Genomic DNA, 19,220 nt, shown 5'->3' with positions numbered 1-19,220 from the left:
TGCACAACAAGCTTTAGTAAGAAGTATTGCATCCTGAAAATCGTATTTCCGGCATCTGCAGGAGCAGTAGTCAGGTATCCTTAAGATACCTCAGGAAAATATTGCCGGGTCAGGTTGAGAAGAGAAAGACGTCGGTATGTAGGAATTATTCTAATTAAAACAGCCTCCAGGAGCCCCCTGCTGCTCCTGTTGCTTCTGATCCACCTCACATGCAACAGATTCTTCTTAAATGCACTTGGAACTCCTCCAAATTAATAATTATAAAGGTTTACTACTTGCAGAGCCGCCGGAAAGCCCGATTGCCATCATTCCTAATGTTGAAATTCTAATCTGACAAACCACCAGCATCAAACAGTAATATTATTTCTTTATCCGCTTTGAAAAACAAAGTACTTTATAAACATGAAAGCAATAATCAAGAAAGAAGAAGCTGCCGTAGCCAAGTGGCCTGTGGTGCAGCTCACTGGCGTAGGCCTTGTCCTGCTCTCCCTCCTCCTGTTCCTGCTCCCGGAGTGGGACCTGGTGCCTAAGAACGTGGAACTCTTCGGCATCTTTATGTTCAACTACTGCCTGGCCGCCGGTTATCTGCTGATCCTGGGGGTGAGCGGCTGTCTTAAGTTCCGTTCGCCTTCTTTCCGGCCTGAGAACCTGTTCCTGTACCTGGTGCTGGCCCTGATCAGCTGTTTCTCGCTCAACCGCGAGATCCCTATTTTCCAGGACTCTGCCCAATGGCTGGACCTGTACCTGATAACGCTGGGCGTGGCCATGGTGGGCTATACATTCCGTGTCAACCTGCCTGTAGTGGCCCGCCACCTGCTGCTGTTCTGGCTGGGGGCCGGCCTGATGCTGATGCTGTACTACGCCCTCTACCTGGCACCGCTGTACCTGATCGGCGTGGTTGGCGCGCTATTCATTGGCATTGGTCTTCATGTGCTGGTGCCGCTGCAAGTGGTGGTCTGCCTGGTGCTGGTCGCCATCAGGGCCTGGCGCGAAAATGACCGCTTTATCTACAGCTTTGGCGGTGGCGCTGTGCTCCCGCTCCTGTTCCTGGTGCATTTCCTGGGGCAGTGGTACGAGCGCAACAACCAGCTAAGCCAGTTGCAGAACGACTATATCATCCAGGATAACACGGAACTGCCCCGCTGGGTAACCATCAGCCAGCAACTACCGCCCGATCAGTTCACCGAAAAACTGATAAAGTCGGAGCTCGTGTACCAGGTGCCTTCCGAAAACTTCTCCGCCTGGGACTTTCCCTCCACTAATTTCGATGAAGTAAAACAACATGACCCGCTGGTGATGATTGCCGCCTTTCTGTTCGGTAAACCGGCCCTGGACGCTGATGAACGCATTAAAATTCTCGAAAGCCTCTACGATGCCCGGCACCATGCACAGCAGCGCCTTTGGACAGGCAGAAGCCTCAGCACCACCCGGGTGGTGTCGCAGGTACGGTTGTTCCCGCAGTACCGCATCAGCTACACCGAGAAAGTGCTCAGCATCCGTAACAGCCACCCCCGCACCTGGAACCAGCAGGAAGCGATTTACACCTTTCACCTGCCCGAAGGCAGCGTGGTGAGCTCGCTATCGCTGTGGGTAAACGGCATCGAAGAAAAAGCCGCCCTTACTACCCAAAGCAAAGCCGACAGCGCCTATACCACCATAGTAGGCCGCGAACGACGTGACCCCTCGGTGGTGCACTGGCAGGAGGGCAATACCGTCTCCGTCCGGATCTTCCCCTGCACCCCCGTTGAAAACCGGCAGTTTAAAATTGGCATCATTTCGCCCCTGCGTGCAGAAGCGGGGCAGCTGGTGTACGACAATATCTACTTCAGCGGACCATCGGCAACAGGTGCTCCGGAAACAGCCATGGTCTACCTGGAGGCGCTTACCTCAGACCTGGCTCTTCCGCCTGACTTTAAAGAAGAAAAGCCCGGCCAGCACCGCTTCCAGGGCAAGTACCGCCACGACTGGCAGATACGGCTTGCCCCACCTGCCCTCAGCACCGATGCCTTCAACTGGCAAGGCCACCGCTACTATCTGGCACCCCAGACTATTACTGCAGAGCATTTCGCCCCGCAACGCATTTACCTCGACCTGAACAGCTCCTGGTCCGAGGCAGAGGCAACAGCCGTATGGGAAACTGTGCAGCACAGAAAGGTGTATGTGTTTGACGGTGAAATGATAAAACTGACGGAGGAGAACCGGGAGCTGCTGTTCGACAGGTTGCTGGACCAGGGCTTTTCGCTGTTCCCCTTGCACCGCATCAGGGAGCCGGAGCAGGCGCTGCTCATCAGCAAAAGCACCCTCAACTCCCCTAACCTCCAAGACCTGAAAGGAAGCGGATTCAGTGCACAGCTGGCAGAAAAACTGCCGCACCAAACACCTATCCGGATGTACCACCTCGGACCACACCTCTCCCCTTACCTCAAAACCCTGAAAGAGCTGCAGGTACTGGCTGTAAACACCGGCTCCACCACCGAGCTGCAGGAGCAGCTCCGGCAGCAGAAGTTTATCAGAACCTACACCTCTGATGCGGAAGTAGCCATTGGAGCATCGGGCCTGAGCCTGATCAGAACGGCTGCCTCTGCGGCTCCTGCTTCCGCGCCGGACCACCTGCTGCGCCTGTTTGCCTATAACCACCTGCTGCAGCAGATCGGCGCCAACTATTTCAGGAAAGGTTTTATAGAAGAGCAGCACCTGGAGGAGGCCCGTATGGCCAACATTGTGAGCCCTGTTTCGAGCCTCATCGTGCTGGAAACGCAGGAGGATTATGACAGGTTTGGCATTGAGAAAAGCAAAGACACCCTGGAGAATGCCTCCATCAAATCATCCGGGGCGGTGCCGGAGCCGGAGGAGTGGGCCCTGATTATGGTGGTGCTGCTGCTGGTGGCCACGCTTACTTTAAAACCCTATCTGCTCCGCTAATGCAATTCGTTGTAACATGGCAGCGGGTGGGCAGGCAGCAGGTTGCTACGGCCGCCCTGGCAGCCGGCTACCTGCTGCTCGGCTTCATCTTTCTGAAAGATTACCTGCTCTGGGATATGCCCTGGCTGCTCGCGCTCGCGCTGCTACCCCTGGTGGCGCAGGCAAAAGGGCCGCAGCAGTACTCTTTGCTAAAAGGAGTATGTGTCTTTGCCATGGTGGCCCTGGCTGCTTATACACAGGCGGGCACCGTCTTCTTTTTTGCCTGGGTACTGGCCTTGTGGTGGAGCCTGGGCAGTGTGTTCGGAAGCGTAGGTATTTACCCCGTGCTGCTCCTGCTCCTCGGTTCTCCTATTTTCAGGTACATTTCCAATATATTGAGTTTCCCGCTGCGGTTGCAGCTCACCGAAGCGGCCGTACAACTGCTGCAGCTATGGCACCTGCCTGCTGAGGCGGCCGGCAACGTGATCCTGCTGCATGGAGAAGAGTTCGCTGTTGACCCGGCTTGTGCAGGCCTTTCGATGCTGGCGGTGTCGCTGTTGCTGGCGGTGTTTTTGCTGGCTCACCTGCAGAAGCGAGGTAGCAAAGATTTCCCGAATGGTTTAGCGGTCCTGCTGCTGGGGCTCATGCTGCTGCTTAACCTGGGCTGCAACCTGTTGCGCATTCTGCTGCTGGTCCTTTTCCGGATTATGCCCGACCACCCGCTGCACGACCTGATGGGGCTGCTCTGCCTGCTACTGTATGCGGTGCTGCCGTTTTACCTGCTGGCCAGGAGCTGTTACAGTAAGTTTGGGGTAGAGCGGCATCAGCAGCCGCAGAGGCTCTGGAGGGGCAAATCCATTAGAATAATTGCACTCCTGAATCTCTGCCTGTTGCTGTCGCTGCTGGTTGCCGGGGTGTTTGTAGTCAACAAACCAGAACCGGTCGGCACGGCTGTAGCTGCAGATTTTGAAGGTTTTGAGGAAGAACAGCTGGACGAGGGCGTACTAAAGTTCACGAACAGGCAGGCCTTGGTGTACCTGAAGCCGATCAGGGCTTTTTACTCCACCGAGCACCATCCGCTCATCTGCTGGGAAGGCAGTGGCTACCTGTTCCGGCAGGTGCGTGCGCTACAGGTTGGCAGCACCACCGTTTACACCGGCGAACTGCACCACGCCGATGAGAAGTTGTACACTGCCTGGTGGATGGATAATGGTTCGCACCAAACCATCGACCAGTGGGACTGGCGCTGGCGTATGCTTCGCGGGGAGGCTGCTTTCAATTTGGTGAATGTAACCGTTGCCGGGGAGAATGAACTGACACCCCTGGTAGCGGAACTGCTGGGAAAACAAAGAAACTTAACCTCAGCTATCGTAGAGAAATCACAGTCCGGCCATCAAGAATAAATTGCACTCATATTACCGGCTTCCTCTATAAAATTATTTGGCGTTATCTTTAAATAAGTAAATTTTATACTAATAATTCGTTTTCGAATTATTAGCATTCCCTATTAGAATAAACATACCCCTTCTTTTTGCCGGCACCTGCATTTCTACTTAAATCTAATCACTTCATCTTAATTTTATATAAAGTTTATTGTACAAAAATTCATAAGCTACTGAAACCTAAAGGCTTACAATTATCACAATATAAACACGCAAAAACAAGAACCTATTATGGCCAGCTAGTTAAAACAATATTTTTTATAACAAAAATTGATAAATCGGCGTTAAACCATATACAATTCAGGTATAATAATCTTCAAAAACTTTTCAGTTTAAAACTATGAAAAAATTACTTTTACTCACTTCATCCATCCTATTTACGGCCACTACCTTAATTGCACAGGATCTGCCAAGGCCCCAAACCACGGCGCCTGTAGCAGCCGAAGCTATCCAAAAGGGCAACTGGATGGTGGGCGCCAACGTGGCCAATATCGGCATGAACTTCAAATCCGATTTATTTGAATTCAACGTAAATCCAAGGGCCGGCTACTTTATCAGCGACAATGCCGCCATTGGCGCGGAGGCGCAGCTAGGGCTCCAGGTGTATGACGGTGGCGAAAACTTCAGGTATGGCCTAACGCCATTTATCCGCTATTACTTTCCGGAGGGGGCCGCTCCTACCCACAGATGGTTTGGCGAAGGCATAGTGGGTCTTGCCGGTAGCTCTGTGAAAGACAGCGACGGAGATGCTATTGTTTCGAGAGTATTTGGGCTGAGGGCAGGCTATGCTCACTTTGTGGCGAGCAACGTAGCCTTGGAGGCTATTCTGGGTTATACCCGCTCCAATGCTGACATTAACACCGGAAACAGTATCTCCGGCCTATCGCTCGGCTTAGGGTTCCAGATTTACCTGCCGGGCAGAGGCAACAGATAAAACAACCTATTTAGTAACAAGCATGAAAAGCACCTCGCAATAACGGGGTGCTTTTTATGCTTATTACGGAGCCTGCCAAGGCAAATACTGAATAAATTACGGGTAACTCTTTAATAGATAGGTCGTTTCTTTTTTATATTATTTTGTTTCATGAAGAAAGACGACATCAACATTTTAGATTGGCAGCGCATATTAACCGGTGAGAATCCCTGGCTGTTTCTGGTAGAAGTGTTTTTTCGCACCATAGTTATTTATCTGTTGCTATACGTGGTGCTGCGCCTGCTCGGCAAACGCATGAATGCCCAGATGACGATTACCGAAATGGCCGTGATGATTACCCTGGGTGCTATAGTAGCCGTGCCGATGCAGATAACCGAGCGAGGCATTTTACCTACTTTCGTGGCACTGCTGTGCACCATTGCCTTTCAGCGCGGCCTTAACCTGTGGGCATTTAACAACTCCAGGGTAGAGTCGGTTACTCAGGGAGATGTGAGCCTGATCATCAAAGACGGCCGCCTGCAGATGGAGGCTTTCGACAAATCTAATGCCACCCGGGAGCAGGTGTTCAGCCGGCTTCGGAAACAAAAAGTGCAGCACCTGGGGCAGGTAAAAAGGCTATACCTGGAGGCATGCGGGCATTTCAGCACTTTCAAATACAAGGAAATAAGGCCCGGACTCAGCATCTTGCCGCAGCAGGACAAAAAGCTCTGGGAAGAGCAACCTAAGTGCGACGACTATTTCTCCTGCTTTAAGTGCGGGAACACTATCCAGACAGAGGATGAGCCAGACCAAACCTGCCACAACTGCGGCGACAACCACTGGGTAGCCGCGCTAGATGTGAAAGAGAAGCAATTCGGTTGAGCTGCCGGGGAAGCAACATCCTGCCGGGAATAAGGAAATTATTCAAATAAAATACTGCCTTCAGAGCCAAAATCTGCTCCTGGTGCTGCTGCTCCTAACAGCCTTGTGTATAGCTCAGCAGATAAATTAATTTCCTATCCTGTAGAGGGCTGTAAAAAGCCGCCTGCCACCCTGCCAGACCATACCGCTAAATCTTATTCACTTATTCAAAAATGGAGTCTCAGGATTATCAATCACGGACATCATGCGCATTCTGCTGGGGAAAGAGCTGCCCTGGCTGTTCCTGCTCGAGGTAGTATTGCGCGTTTTTTTCATTTACCTGCTTATTATGCTGTGCATGCGCCTGATGGGCAAACGCATGGCCGCACAGCTCAGCAACCTCGAAATGTCGGCCCTGGTGTCGCTGGCGGCAGCGGTAGGAGTGCCTATTCTGGCGCCGGAGCGGGGGCTGCTGCCTGCCGTTATCATAGCGCTTGTGGTGGTAGTGATTCAGCGGATAATCTCGCACTACGCCTCCAGAAGTGAGTAGTTCGAATCGGTTACGTTCGGTGATTTGAGCGTACTGGTAAAAGATGGCCGGATGCTGCTCGAAATCATGAAAACAAACCGGGTATCGAGAGAAAGGCTGCAGGCAGAACTCAGAAGCCAAGGCATCGCCAACCTGGGCCAGGTAAAACGGGCTTACCTCGAAACATCCGGCGACTTTACCTTTTTCCTGCACCAGGAGCCATCTCCCGGCCTTTCGCTGATACCGGAGTGGAACCACGAAATGCGGAAAAACCAGGATAAAGCAGAAAATACATTTGCCTGCAATATCTGTGGTAAAGTGGTATTTGAAGAAATATTAACTGATTGTAAATGTGACACATGCGGCCATAAAGACTGGAGCCCGGCGGTATTAAGTCACGAAAATGGCTCCCTATAACAGCAATGCTTATGCTGCGCCAAACTTTATTTGTTCTGATTATAAAAAGATCCTGCGCCTTGTGTCCTGTAGCAGATGGCCATATAAGTTCGATTTCGGGGATTTAAGTCGACGGCTATTCCAATAATCTGGATTTGATGATACTGGCTGGATTTGATGATACTGGGTTTCTATTTGTGCACTTCTCACCTGCTCGTACCAGTCATACCACAAAGCACTTAAAACCTTAACCTGACGGCGATAGTCCTGAAACGGCAGAGAAAATTTTTCTGCCTGTCCACAATAAATTATGCTAATCAAAAAGCCCCTCCAGAGCTTTTTCTGCATCTGCCGCCGCACCTTCCAAAATACACACAAGTCGCTGTAAATCAATATACAGCCTTAACCTGCCACGCATGCTACGCCAGCTCCTGCCAGGCAAAACTTCTCCTTTTTCAGGATACTATTATTTGATCAATTCCTTTTTTCTGCAAAATAAATTGCAAACGCCTTATGCATTTCTGCTGCAGCTGGCATCATAGAAGAAAATAACAGGAAAGACCTGGGTAGCTCCAGAAACCAACCAATGGGCCATTGAACTGCAGGCACTGGCCCGATTGGCAGGTTGATTAATCAAAATGCAATGGAGCAAAACAGTCCTTCCAGATCAACAGTCACGACCATTCCATCCAATCAAGACAGAAGAACATGGCACAAATACAGGAAAAAAGCACCCCCTGCAAAGGCGGTAAAAGGAGAGCAAAAAGAACGCAGACTCACCTCGACATGACTCCGATGGTAGACCTCGCTTTTCTGCTCCTCACCTTTTTTATGCTGACAACGACGTTCAACAAACTGAATCTGATGCAGTTGCAGATGCCGATACCTGGCGGAGAAAACCCGGTAAAAGGAGAAAACGCGCTCACCGTAATGCTGGGAGAAAAAGACAAAATCCACTATTATTTTGGATATGCCGGTGACAACCCGGAAGTAGCGACCACTGATTTCTCCGCCAATGGCATCCGGAAAGTGCTGAGCTCCGGCCGTGTTAAAAAGAACGACAAGCTAGTGGTGCTCATAAAAGCCACCGAAGCCTCACGGTACAAGAACCTGGTAGACATACTCGACGAAGTGCGCATAACCGGCACCAGGCGCTATGCCCTGGCAGATCTGCAAACAGATGACAAAGAACTTTTAACAGCTAACATAGGAGGATAAAACATGAACCAAAGCCACTTTAGCACCGCCCCCGCAGCAAACCTCGACGACATTGTGTTTGCCGGTCGAAACAAGGTCTACGGCGCTTACCTGCTCCGCAAACTTTACAACCAGCACCTTACCAGGGCCGCTATTACAGCCTCTACCCTTTTCCTGCTACTCGTTAGCATGCCACTCGTCAGCCGCCTGATAGCCGGCGACGCAATTACAGCGGTAGCCGTTCCGGATACCCGGCCTATACCGTGGGAAACTATGCCCGATATTCCGCCGCCGCCTCCCCTACCAGATGCAACGCCGCCAACACCACCGCCTCCTCCAGCACAGCAGCCAGCCATCAGGGCTCAGCTGAAATATACCACTCCGGTTGTAAAGGCCAACACTGACGTTACCACCGACGAAGACCTGCCGGAAGTGGATGAACTCCGCACCATTGATGCCGGTACCAGAACATTGGAAGGCGTAGCGGGAGGATTGCCTGATGTTGGTGTGCCAGATGGAGCCGGCACGGCTGCAGGATTAACAGATGTGGTGGAACAGCCCGTAATCTTTGCCGAGCAGATGCCTTCATTTCCGGGTGGTGAGGCTGCGATGTTTGCCTTCATCCATAAACATATCAGGTACCCGCAGCAGGCTATCCGGGCACAGGTAGAAGGCACCGTGTATGTATCGTTTGTGGTGAGCAAAAGCGGCGAGATCAGCGACATTGAAGTGCTGCGCGGCCTGGGAGCAGGCTGCGACGAAGAAGCCATCCGGGTAATCAAAAGCATGCCGAACTGGTCGCCGGGCAAGCAAAATGGCAGAACAGTTCCGGTGCGTTACAACATTCCGATTAAGTACTCTTTAAGGTAAAAACTTAGTCAAGTACATGGTTGGGTATCCGGAAACATAAGAAAAAACAGAATGTATGATTGGCAGGTTCTGTGCCATTCAGAAGTTCTGTTTTTCCGAGCACCTAAAACTATTGCTCCTTATTTTTTTCTGTTGTGGCTGCCCTCAAATCATTTCTTTTTACCAGCGTAGCTCCTGAGCAGAGCACGGCTTTTTATACCCGACTTCTTAAGGTCCTTCTCTTTCCAGCCACCTTCTGAACTAGCCGAAGGAAGTAGCACAGAACAGGTTTCGTCTTTGTCAGAAACGGACCAGGTTACCCAGCTAAGTTGGTGTTTTTCAGCCCAGTCGATCCATTTCTGCCACTCGGCCTCGTTTAGCGGACCATCGCCGGTAGCCTCCATTCCTGCTGACTCCGAAATGAAGAGTGGCAACCCTTTGCTCAGGGCATAATCGCCTTTGTCTCGGAGTTCCTGCTTGTGCGTGGCTGCGTAAAAGTGGAGCGTGTACATCAGGTTGTCGTGGCCTGTAATGGGGTCATCGGCAGCAATATGCACCTCCTGGTCCCAGCGCGGGGTACCTACCAGAATAATGTTATCCGGGTCAATGGCACGGATCGTTTCGATGAGTTCTACGGAATAGGCTTTTATCTCCTCCCACGATTCCTCGTCAGGCTCATTGAAAATCTCGTAGATCACGTGCGGATTTTTGCCGTATACCTGCGCCATCTCCGTAAAAAAAGCCTTTGCCTCTTTCAGGTTAATGTTATGGCTGTGCCAGTCTATGATCACGTACATATCGGCTTTAATGGCGGCCTCCACTACGGTTTTGGCTTTTTCGGTTGACCACTCAGGTTTTTGCAGGTAACCGTCATTTGGCTCCACGCCTATGGCGGCACGTACCACACCGCATTTCCAGTCATCTCGCAGCCACTTTACCACGCCTGCTGTGTAAAAACGGGGCCAGAAGTTGTGCCAGCCAAAGCTCATGCCCCGCAGCACAATAGGTTTTCCGTGTTGGTCTTGCAACTGCGTGCCCTCCACCTGCAACTGCCCGTGTTTTTTTACGGATTGTGCATTGGCTGCAAAACCGGCAGCTGCTATAAGTATTGCTGTAACAATGCTCTTGATTTTCATTTATTGATATCTTAATGGTTGGGTGAATTACTTCTTGCCTAGTGCTCCTCCTATTTAAATTTTCGAATTAGTGCGCCTGGCTGAGGGGATTCTAGGCGACCAGAGCCCGCGGAATAATTGTCACGGGTGAGGACTTTCGCACTATAATAAACACTTCTTTGTCACCAATGCATCGTCTTCTTCAGGAAAGGTGTTAATTCGTTGGCTATCAATTCGTGCTCGGCTACGCTGGGGTGCGCATCGCAGCCGCCAATGTACCTTCCGGAGAAGTAGAACTTTTGCACCTTTTTGTCGCCCTGCTGCCGCAGATAGTTTACAGCTCCGGTTAAATAATTTTTAAGCGCTGCAGTTAGCTTTTCATCACCCATGGGGCTGGTCAGACAGATAATTTCTGCATCAGGGTAATGGCCCCTAAGGCGCTGGATAAAGCTGACATAGGCGGAGGTGAAAGCGACAGAATCCTGCACACCATCGTTCTGACCGAGGCAAATGGTCACAACATCCGGCTGATAGCGGCTGAAATCCCAGCGGTATTTGTTTTCCCGGAGACTGATCTTGTCGTAGACCTGTGGCATCAGAATCTCCAGATCGCAGCAGCTGCGTATCAGCCCAATGCCGGATACGGAGGTCAGGTGCCACTGCGCATCCAGTTCGCGCGCTGTTCTTGGGCCGTAGGCAAGGTAGGCGTTGTGCTGGTCGTGCCACTCTCCCTCGCCACAATTAATTTCTGACATGTCGCTGCTGGCACCGCAGGTAATGGAGTTGCCGATAAATTCGATCCTGCGCTCCGGCTTTGGGGGCAGCGGCAACAGCTTTCCAGCATTAAAACCCAGGAACTCCAGGTAGCCGATATTAGATTCGGTGTTCTTGCAGATGGTGATGGTGTGCGCCTCTTCCAGCAGGTTTTCCGCTACCCGGATCGTATTCTGCTTGCCGGTCGTCTGGATCCTGAACGGCTCCTGATCGTCGATCACAATCTCCAGGTAATTGTGATTTTTCCCCCACAGTTCCTCATCATTCAGTACAATCTCACAGAATGAGCCTTCGAACTTTGCCTGGATGTAAACCCCCGGCGACCAGAATTTTGGCTTTTTAGGATCGGAAAAATCGATGCGGCCAGTGTATTGTATTTGCGGGTTATCGGCAGCGATAAAACTGACTTGTTCTCCTCCGCTCTGGGTAGCAATCTTGCAGGCACATAGGAAAGGCAATGTACAAAACAGCAACAGGTAAAGTGAGTTCCGGATCATGGGCAAGTGCTTCTGAGAGTAGAGAAAAAATCAATCAATACAGTTTGAAGAAAGAAGGCTTTAGCATCAGCGGGTAAGAGGGCCTCCTGAGGTGCCTTTTTATTTGAATAATTTCATGTTCCGCAGAGCTTTTTGTCCCCTTTTGAACTGATCTTGCAGGGATAAATTCAAGCGCGGATTTGATGCTTTGTTCGGTGGTGCGAGCTTGTAACTCATACTTTCACCTCGCTAGTTTATTCGGAATAGCTAACATCAGAATGTTGAGAGTTGATGCTTTACAACCTTTCATCCCAAAGCGTAGTGGGGGGTATAAGTTACAAGCTCGCACCAGCGGACAATAAGTTACTTTTTCCTTTAAAGAAGGACTTTTCACCTTTGGTAGATTTCTGCCTGACATCAGCAAATAATTCATGTTTCGCCAAACCATCCTTTAGCTTCTATTTCTTGCTCTTCCCCTTCTTCGTCTCTTTCTGAATGGCGTCTGCGTACTTTTTGATTATCGGAATGGTGCTGTCCTGATCGAAGACAGAGTTCAGGCCCTGCTCCTCTTGTGGCGGGTCTCCCATCAGGTCGTCGCCGCTGGCCCAAAACTCACGTGCCGGGTTTGGCCGGGCGGTACCACTGAAAGCCCAGAAGTTACAACCGGCCAGTTCGCCTCCCGCTCTGGCACTTTGCAGCACCCTGTCGAACACATAGCTGTAGTATTTGTCGCGGTAGGTAGTTTTGTCTTTCAGATTGTAGGTGTGCTGGTCGCGGGGCAGACCGAACTCTTCCATCACGATGGGCTTCTGCAGGTCGCGGGCCACAGCCATGTGCTGGTCCATGTACTCTTTGGTATTGGCGATGGCCTTATCAATGGTGCCACCAATGTTTTTGGCATCGAGCCAGCCCCAGTTTTTTGGCCATATGTGCATGGTCACGTAATCGATGTTAGAGTCGGCATGAATCCGTTTGTAATCTTCCAGAGAACCTTCGGTGCCGTGGCTTCCCTCCGAACCTGTTGACACCAGATGCTGCTTGTCTATTGATTTAATCAGGGCGGCGGTGCTGCTGATCCATAGTTCGTAGGCTGGTAGATTTTCTTTGGAAAAAGCCCGTGGTTCGTTGGCGATCTGCCAGGACATGATGGTTGGGTCTTCAGTATATTTCTTATTGGTGAACTGGTTGGTGCGGTTCAGCATGAATTTTACATGGTTGGCAAACTGGCTCTTGCAGGGCTCGCAATTCAGGAACTGGCCCACGTAGTTCATAAACCCAGCCCAATCGTTGTTGTTTGCCAGGGCGTAGGGAATATCGCCATAGCCGTTCCAGTTCAGGTACTGCCCGTAGCCACCAGACCACTCCCAGCTGTTGTTGAAATACAAGACAGCTTTCATGTTGCGCTTGCCCATTTCGGCCAGCAGAAAATCCAGCCCTGCCAGCAGGGTGTCGTTGTACTCGCCAGGCGCCATTTCCAGGGCTGGCGAGACGCGGTATGGCTGATCGTTTGGTCCCTGCGCTCCTGCCAGAATACGGAGGTTAGTGATGCCATTGCGTTTCATAAAATCCAGCTCCTGCAGCAGCCTTTCCTGGTTCCCCGCCTCACCTGTCGAACCCAGAATGGCACCATACCAATAGTTGGCACCGATGTAATAATAGGGCTTGCCTTCGAGTATAAACTGGCTACCGTCCGTCGTCACAAACTGAGAAGCTACCTGTGCCTGAAGGTTGGTTACAAGCAGCAGCGCCAGGAGTATGGTAAGTTTTATTCTCTTCATGAACGACACTTTTAAATTAGACGATGAATAGCCAGTGGCTTTTTATTTTTAATGGCGCGAGCGTCCTCGCTCGTGGCTACTATTCCCCTGCCTCTGGCAGCTTGTATTGTCAATAGTTCTGCCAAAGGCCTCAGAATAATCATCACGAACGAAGACGCTGGCGCTTTTATCAACTCTCACTTCTATCTTATCTGATGATAAAATTATTTACTGATGTTACCCATTTTGCTGTAAAAATTTGGCTCCACCACTCTTCGCCGCTGCTTTACCCGGTGCCCTTTGGCTATTTTGTCCTATGGCTAGGGCGCTGAGCGCTCACGGCCGCGGGGCCTCGTCCTTGGGCATCGGTGCTGCGTTCCCTCCTGCCTTCGCTGTCGCTCAGGCTGCCGCCAAGGCGGCTCCGAATCTCACGAGGCACCACAACCCAAGGACTGGAAAAGCTTCGATAGCCAATAGGTATTGCTTCTTGTTAGTATCATTAGTTATTTAACCGCCCAATCATCCGTTCTGAAGCTAGATGCTGGCAGGCCATCTTTGTTGAACAAGCTTGCTTCTACGGCATTGTTCCACTCAAATCGTACGGCTGCCGGATTCTTCACCTGCTTTGCCTGCACTACCACCGTGTTTCCTATAATGCGGGCATCTGCCTTCACAAACTTCTGATCGGCACCGGCAACTTCGAACCCAGTCAGCTTCTTACCCTTGCTCACCAGCCCCTTGTCGGCATGGTCAAAATAGAGCACTGCTTTGTTGCCTTCTGTCTTCATATCGCGGTAGAGCGGCCCGGAATAAGGCAGCTCTTTTTTGCCATAAGTCTGGTTCAGCGCCAGGTTCGCCAGGCGTTTGCCCACATCGTGCTTGTTGGTGGGATGAATGTTCTCGTTGTTGCCGATATCGCTGATGACTACCATACCTGTATTAGGCACCTGCAGGGTCCGGCGTTGCACGTCCCGCAGGCGCGCTCCTGCCTGCAGGCCGTAGTTTTTGAAAGGCGCAATCTGCACATAGTAAAAAGGGAATTCATAGCCCCAGTCGCTTCGCCAGTTGTTGATGAGCGTGGGCAGCAGGGTAGCATAGTTCTCGGGGTCGTTGGTATTGGACTCGCCCTGGTACCAAAGCGCACCGGCAATCCGGAAGGGAACGAGCGGCCTGAGCATAGTATGGTATGTTTTGCCTGGCTCCACCGGGCACCAGGCTACTTGTTTTTGCGTGGCGGCAGAGGCGGCCATGGCTTTGTTTTCTTCAATCAGGTCTGGATTCACCCAGGTTTCGGCTGGTGTACCGCCCCAGCTGCTGTTGATCAAACCAACCGGCACCTTCAGGTTCTGGTGCAAATCCTTTCCGAAGAAATAGGCTACTGCGCTAAAGTCTTTCATGGTTTCTGGGGTGCACACCACCCACTGCCCACCGAGGTCGAGTTGTGGAGCATCAGCTGTTCTGTGGGCTACGCTGAAGAACCGGATGGAAGGGAAATCGGCCTGCGCCACTGCCTGCTCTGCATTGTCTATGCCCGCTCTGGCCGACCACTCCATGTTCGACTGGCCGGAACAGAGCCAGACTTCACCGATCAGCACATCTTCGAGCAGGATGGTGTTGTAGCCTTCAATTTTGATGGTGTAAGGTCCTCCGGCAGCAGGTGTGTTCAGTTTTACTTCCCACTTGGCCTGGTTACTCGCTTTCGTCTTGACTGTTTTCTGATCCCAGCTGCTGGTTACAGTTACATCTTCCAGGGCTCTGGCCCAGCCCCAAATGGTTACTTCGGCATTTTGCTGCAAGACCATGTGGTTGCCAAAAATGGCTGGCAGCTGCACATTGGCCCGAACATCAGGTAAGGTGCTTAGCTGAAGTACCACCAACAACAGTGCAATTAAAAACAGGTTTCTCATTTTTAAAGGATTTTATCAGGAGATGACGCACGGTGTGCTGAACACTGAAAGTAGAAATTATTCTAATGAAAATGGCCTTCCAGATGCTTTTTTTCTGCGGGGTCTATCCAAAAGTCAGCGCCAAAGAAAGAAACATAAGGCACTCACTACTTCGACAGGACCAGCATCACGACATCGTTCTTCGGAATTTCTGCTTTAAAGATTTTGGCTGTAGTGCCTGCTGCTTTCTTCTCCCAGACGTTTCGGATTTTGTAGGTAGTTTTGGAAGCATTCAGCTCTGCTTTAGAAAGCTCATCTGTGATCGGGTTAATTTTCCAGTCGAACTCAACTTTTTGTGGTCCATCGCCGCGGTTCAAAAACACTACAGCCCAGTTGCCGCCCGCCAAAGGCTTCAGCCAGGTTTCGAGGCCGTCTTTGCTGCTGTGTTTAAAGCCCTGGATGCCGAGCTTGTCCTGGTTCACGGCTATTGCTTCTTTGTTGGTCAGGATGTCGATGGTTTCTTTGTTCATGTGGCGCAGGTCGTTTCCGGCAATAAGCGGGGCGGCCAGCATGCTCCACATGGTAAAGTGGGCGCGATCCTCGTTTACAGCCATGCCGTTGCCCACTTCCAGCATGTCGGGGTCGTTCCATTGGCCTGGCCCCGCGTACTGGCGCAGCCCCTCCTGCTTGTCCAGTATCTGCATCACGCCAAAAGACTGCCAGGTGCCGTGGTCTTCGATACAGTCAAAACAGTTGTAAATGTCGCCGGTGGTGCGCCAAAGCTGGCCTACTTTAGGTCCCCATTCCCAGGGCTTGTCGTTGCCCCACTCGCAGATACTCAGCACGATGGGTCTTTCAGCCTTTTGCAAAGCAGCGGCCATGGTCATGTAGGCACCTTCCGCTTTCAGGCCTTCGGTATTGCACCAGTCGTACTTCAGGTAGTCGACGCCCCAGCTGGCATAGGTTTGCGCATCCTGAAACTCGTAGCCCCGGCTGCCTGGCCTACCACCGCAGGTCTGCGAACCGGCATCCGAATAGATCCCAAACTTGAGGCCTTTGGCATGCACGTAATCGGCCAGTGCCTTCATGCCAGACGGAAAGCGCTCCGGGTCGGGCTGAATAAAGCCCAGGCTGTCGCGCTGCCCGTGCCAGCAGTCGTCGATGTTGACGTAGGTATAGCCCGCGTCTTTCATGCCGGAGGCCACCATGGCGTCGGCTGTTTCACGGATCAGTTGCTCGTTCACGTTGCAGGCAAATTTGTTCCAGCTGTTCCAGCCCATCGGTGGTGTCAGGGCGAGGCCGTTGAACTTGCTGTAGTTCTGCGCATAGTTATTGCCTTGGCTGAATGCGCCGGTCGATAAAATAAGCAGGGTCAGTAGGGAAAATAGTTTTTTCATGTTTAAGTTTCTTTTATATGAAGTTGTCTGAATCTTTCTATAGGGCCCCTACCCCAAGAATCTTCAGAATTATAGAATGGTCAGTATAAATTATGCTAATGAAAATGGCCTTCAAGAGACTTGCTTATCTGCTGATCCTCCTGCTGTTTGTCTGAATCTTTATATAGGGCCCCTACCCCAAGGATTTTCAGGATGAAAGGATTGACAGGATGAACTTTTGGCTGTAGGCTAATGATTCATCCATTCCCAAATCTTCAAACTTCCAAAACCTCATATCTTCAAATCAGATACTTAAACACGCATCAGGCTTTCGCAGCGGCGCATCACTTCCAGGCAAGCGCGGGCATTGTGATAGGGACATTTCCAGAAGCCAATTTTGTCTTCTTCTTGCATCCGGCTATAATCATCGTACACACCCCATCGCCATTCTCCCTGCTCTTTATCGAGGAGGTGTTTTTTTGCAAATTCCCAGGCATTTTGGGAATGTTCCAGAAAGACGGTCTTTTTCGTCAACTGATAGGCATTCAGGAAACCAACCATGGCCTCGGCACTAACCCACCATTCGCGGTGTGTGTCGAAGTGACTCGTGGCCTTGTCCAGTTCATGATAAAGACTGCCATCCGGTTGAAGTCCTTCTGTGGTGGCTATTGCCATGGCTATGGCAAGCTCTTTTGCCCTTTGTACCAAGTCTTGTTTCCCCAGCACCTCTGCCGCTTCTAACAGCAGCCACGAAGCCTCTATATCGTGGCCATATGACACAAGGTCTGCGGCAGGTTTCCAGTCTTTCGAGAAGAACAGCCTTAAATGCACGGTATCAGGATCAACGATATGATCCAGGAATATTTTTATCAGGCGCTCCAACTGAGTTGCTACCTGCGCATCGGGCCAGATGCGGTAGAGGTTGGCGTAGGCTTCCAGGATGTGGAGATGAGTGTTCATGGTCTTGGGGTCGTTTCGGTCCTTCTCGCTCAGGCGGAGGTCATCCAAAAGCTCACCCTCCCGACTGAAGGCTTCGAAGTAACCACCTTGCTCCGAATCGAAACTATGCTGCTCGATCCAGCGGAAAAGCTCCTGGCACACCTCCAGCGCCTCCGCTTTCCGGGTGGCCAGGTAATACTCGCTCAGACCATAGATCATAAAAGCCAGCGCATAAATCTGCTTCCGGGTATTTAGAGGCTCACCCGTTGCCGTTACCGACCAGTAAACGCCGCCATGAAGTTTATCCAGAAAATGCGCCAGCACATAACCATACGCCCGGTGAGCTATTGCCAGATAATACTTGTCGCCGGTATGCCGGTAAGCAGCCGAAAAGGTCCAGAGAATGCGGGCATTGAGCACGCTTCCTTTAGGTGCTTCGATGTCAACCTGGCCCTTATTGTCCATTTTGCCGATGAAGCCTCTATTTTGCTCATCAGGGGCATACTGCGCCCAGAAATCCAGGATGCTGCAAAGCTCCTTTTCAACTTCTTCCTTATACCGCTGCAGGTTAGCCTTTGCTGCCACCATCAGGAAGGGCCCATGGCGGTTGTAACAAGCGCCGGTTTTCTTTTTAGCACCACCAGGTTTCGGTCTATAATCCGATTAACGGTTTCTACAGAAGCCGCTGACCGGAATCCGTCGGCTGGCGTGTTGGTGACATAATCGAGCAGCTTGTCTACGGTTGAAGTGGCTACATGCATGCGCGTGTCGGAGGAGCCGTAATAGATGAAGACCGTTCCGTCCTCATCCAGGATCCAGCCATTCGCAAACACTACATTCGATACATCGCCGATGCGCTCCTCCCCTTCCGGTGCTATAAAGTAGCCGGCTGGCTTATAGATAACTCTGGTGATGTCTGCCAGATCTGTCATAAACAGGTAGAGCACATACCGCAGCCCGGCAGCCGTGTTGCGCACGCCATGCGCCAGGTGCAGCCAGCCCTTTTCCGTTTTCAGGGGAGCAGGTCCCTGCCCGTTCTTTACCTCGTACACGGTATGGTAATGCTTTTCGTCCATGATCAATTCTTCCGCTACTACCGCATGTTCCATACTTTCTACCAAGCCGTAGCCGATTCCACCGCGTGTGCCAGCTTCAATAAAACTGTCCTGCGGACGGGTGTACAAGGCATATTTGCCTGCAACGAACTCCGGATGCAGCACCACGTTCCGCTGCTGGGGCGAGGGCGTCTTTAAATCGGGCAGGCGCTCCCATATTACCAGATCGTAGGTACGGGCTATGCCGCATTGTGCCACCGCCGCAGACTCGTCGCCAGGTCCGGCGTTCGGATCTTTCCGCTCAGTGCAAAAGAGGCCGTAGATCCAGCCGTCTTCGTGCTGCGTCAGGCGCATGTCGTAGATATTCACGTCCGGTTCTTCGGTTTCGGGCATGGTAATAGGTCGCTCCCAGAACCTGAAGTTATCTACTCCATTCTCACTTTCGGCCACTGCAAAAAACGACTTGCGGTCCAGCCCCTCCACCCGCACCACCAGCAGATATTTACCATTTAGCTGGATAGCGCCTGCGTTAAAAGTGGCATTTATTCCGAAGCGCTCCATCAGGTAAGGGTTGGTTGCATAATCCAGGTCGTAGCGCCAGAGCAATGGGGCATGCTGGGCTGTAAGCACCGGATACTTATACCGTTCGATAACCCCGTTTCCTAAAGGCAATTTCTCATTTTTGCGGGTTATCAAATCAGTATAAGACTTTTCTAACGCTTCAAGTCGTTTTTGAAATAAGTTTTCCATTTCA

At 51.3% G+C, this 19,220-nt stretch carries 14 protein-coding genes and 1 pseudogene; 8 read left to right on the top strand and 7 right to left on the bottom strand.

What is annotated here, in order from left to right; genetic code table 11:
* The first annotated feature begins 402 nt into the window (after positions 1-402).
* From FJM74_RS15345 to FJM74_RS15310, 8 genes and pseudogenes are all read left to right on the top strand, one after another.
* On the top strand, positions 403-2,922 hold the full coding sequence (locus FJM74_RS15345; RefSeq protein ID WP_187263514.1) for an XrtN system VIT domain-containing protein: 2,520 nt from the start codon (positions 403-405) through the stop codon (positions 2,920-2,922).
* Entirely contained in the window at positions 2,922-4,304 is a 1,383-nt protein-coding gene (xrtN, locus tag FJM74_RS15340) for an exosortase N (RefSeq protein ID WP_187263513.1), read from the top strand. The genes FJM74_RS15345 and xrtN overlap by 1 nt, the downstream gene beginning before the upstream one ends.
* Before the next feature lie 379 nt (positions 4,305-4,683).
* Positions 4,684-5,277 (top strand): hypothetical protein, encoded by a 594-nt coding sequence (locus tag FJM74_RS15335; RefSeq protein WP_187263512.1) that lies wholly within the window; start codon positions 4,684-4,686, stop codon positions 5,275-5,277.
* 150 nt (positions 5,278-5,427) lie between these two features.
* Complete coding sequence (locus FJM74_RS15330) at positions 5,428-6,138, top strand: DUF421 domain-containing protein (protein ID WP_187263511.1); 711 nt, start codon at positions 5,428-5,430, stop codon at positions 6,136-6,138.
* A gap of 244 nt (positions 6,139-6,382) precedes the next feature.
* Positions 6,383-6,667: a DUF421 domain-containing protein gene (locus tag FJM74_RS15325; RefSeq protein ID WP_187263510.1), complete on the top strand. Its 285-nt coding sequence runs from the start codon at positions 6,383-6,385 to the stop codon at positions 6,665-6,667.
* A 15-nt stretch (positions 6,668-6,682) separates the two neighbouring features.
* Positions 6,683-7,063 (top strand): annotated as a pseudogene (locus FJM74_RS15320) (YetF domain-containing protein); the annotation flags it as partial.
* Positions 7,064-7,750: 687 nt separating this feature from the next.
* Positions 7,751-8,260 (top strand): ExbD/TolR family protein, encoded by a 510-nt coding sequence (locus FJM74_RS15315; protein WP_187263508.1) that lies wholly within the window; start codon positions 7,751-7,753, stop codon positions 8,258-8,260.
* A gap of 3 nt (positions 8,261-8,263) precedes the next feature.
* Positions 8,264-9,109 (top strand): energy transducer TonB, encoded by an 846-nt coding sequence (locus FJM74_RS15310; RefSeq protein WP_187263507.1) that lies wholly within the window; start codon positions 8,264-8,266, stop codon positions 9,107-9,109.
* 149 nt (positions 9,110-9,258) lie between these two features.
* Here FJM74_RS15310 and FJM74_RS15305 read toward each other — a convergent pair whose 3' ends face one another.
* From FJM74_RS15305 to FJM74_RS15275, 7 genes are all read right to left on the bottom strand, one after another.
* Entirely contained in the window at positions 9,259-10,224 is a 966-nt protein-coding gene (locus FJM74_RS15305; RefSeq protein ID WP_187263506.1) for a glycoside hydrolase family 5 protein, read from the bottom strand.
* 161 nt (positions 10,225-10,385) lie between these two features.
* Positions 10,386-11,474, bottom strand: coding sequence for an SGNH/GDSL hydrolase family protein (locus FJM74_RS15300; RefSeq protein ID WP_187263505.1), 1,089 nt, complete (start codon positions 11,472-11,474; stop codon positions 10,386-10,388).
* Positions 11,475-11,911: 437 nt separating this feature from the next.
* Positions 11,912-13,231, bottom strand: coding sequence for a glycoside hydrolase 5 family protein (locus FJM74_RS15295; protein ID WP_187263504.1), 1,320 nt, complete (start codon positions 13,229-13,231; stop codon positions 11,912-11,914).
* A 482-nt stretch (positions 13,232-13,713) separates the two neighbouring features.
* Positions 13,714-15,117: a sialate O-acetylesterase gene (locus FJM74_RS15290; RefSeq protein WP_187263503.1), complete on the bottom strand. Its 1,404-nt coding sequence runs from the start codon at positions 15,115-15,117 to the stop codon at positions 13,714-13,716.
* A 146-nt stretch (positions 15,118-15,263) separates the two neighbouring features.
* Positions 15,264-16,493 (bottom strand): glycoside hydrolase family 27 protein, encoded by a 1,230-nt coding sequence (locus tag FJM74_RS15285; protein ID WP_187263502.1) that lies wholly within the window; start codon positions 16,491-16,493, stop codon positions 15,264-15,266.
* A gap of 291 nt (positions 16,494-16,784) precedes the next feature.
* Complete coding sequence (locus FJM74_RS15280) at positions 16,785-17,999, bottom strand: AGE family epimerase/isomerase (protein WP_187263501.1); 1,215 nt, start codon at positions 17,997-17,999, stop codon at positions 16,785-16,787.
* Entirely contained in the window at positions 17,999-19,216 is a 1,218-nt protein-coding gene (locus FJM74_RS15275) for a glycoside hydrolase family 130 protein (protein WP_187263500.1), read from the bottom strand. Before FJM74_RS15275 ends, FJM74_RS15280 begins: the two co-directional genes overlap by 1 nt.
* Positions 19,217-19,220 lie beyond the last annotated feature (4 nt).

This window comes from Pontibacter beigongshangensis, assembly GCF_014332515.1.
GTDB classification, from domain to species: domain Bacteria; phylum Bacteroidota; class Bacteroidia; order Cytophagales; family Hymenobacteraceae; genus Pontibacter; species Pontibacter beigongshangensis.
Note: the sequence above shows the minus strand (reverse complement) of the source record. Positions and strands in the feature narration are given on the sequence as shown.